The sequence below is a fragment of the Halobacillus sp. BBL2006 genome (assembly GCF_000786645.1).
Classification (GTDB): Bacteria; Bacillota; Bacilli; order Bacillales; family Halobacillaceae; genus Halobacillus.
This window is the reverse complement of sequence record NZ_JRNX01000891.1, coordinates 1-685: the sequence shown is the minus strand read 5'-3', so window position 1 is coordinate 685 and position 685 is coordinate 1. Positions and strand designations below refer to the sequence as shown.

Genomic DNA, 685 nt, shown 5'->3' with positions numbered 1-685 from the left:
AATAAAACAAGAAAACAATCTATCATCAAATCTAATTTTCCCGAATCAAACATTAAACATTAATGAACAACAAGAATCTTCCGCTAGCACAAGTGGAGATACCTACACCGTTAAGTCCGGTGATACACTTTGGGGCATTGGACAAGAACAAGGCGCTAGCGTGAAAGAATTGAAAGCATGGAACGGTTTAGATTCTAGCTTGATCCACCCTGGACAAGAACTTTCTGTTCAAGGTCAGGCCGTAGCAGGAGAGCATACTTCCAATTCATCAAATGAAAATGAAGAAAAAGAAGATGTAGAGCAAACATCCAACCAAGATCAGTCTTCTGATGATAACGTAGCTAAAACTCTATCGGTTGAAGCGACAGCTTATACAGCGAATTGCGAAGGCTGCTCAGGTACGACTTATACAGGGATTGACCTGAAAGCGAACCCTGATCGTAAAGTAATTGCAGTCGATCCTGATGTCATCCCGCTAGGTTCTGAAGTTTATGTAGAAGGATATGGTAAAGCGATCGCAGGAGATATCGGCGGCGCGATCAATGGTAACCGTATTGATGTATTTATTCCTAATCAATCCGATGCTCTTGATTTCGGTCGTAAACAAGTAGAAGTAACTGTATATGAATAATTTTAAGGGAAGTAGGCGATATCCTAAGGGTATCGCCTTTTTTTATTCTTTTGT

General features: G+C 40.4%; 1 protein-coding gene. It reads left to right on the top strand.

The window, feature by feature from the left end:
* On the top strand, positions 1 to 631 hold a 631-nt coding region (locus LD39_RS20855), incomplete at its 5' end, for a 3D domain-containing protein (protein WP_035553358.1).
* Positions 632 to 685 lie beyond the last annotated feature (54 nt).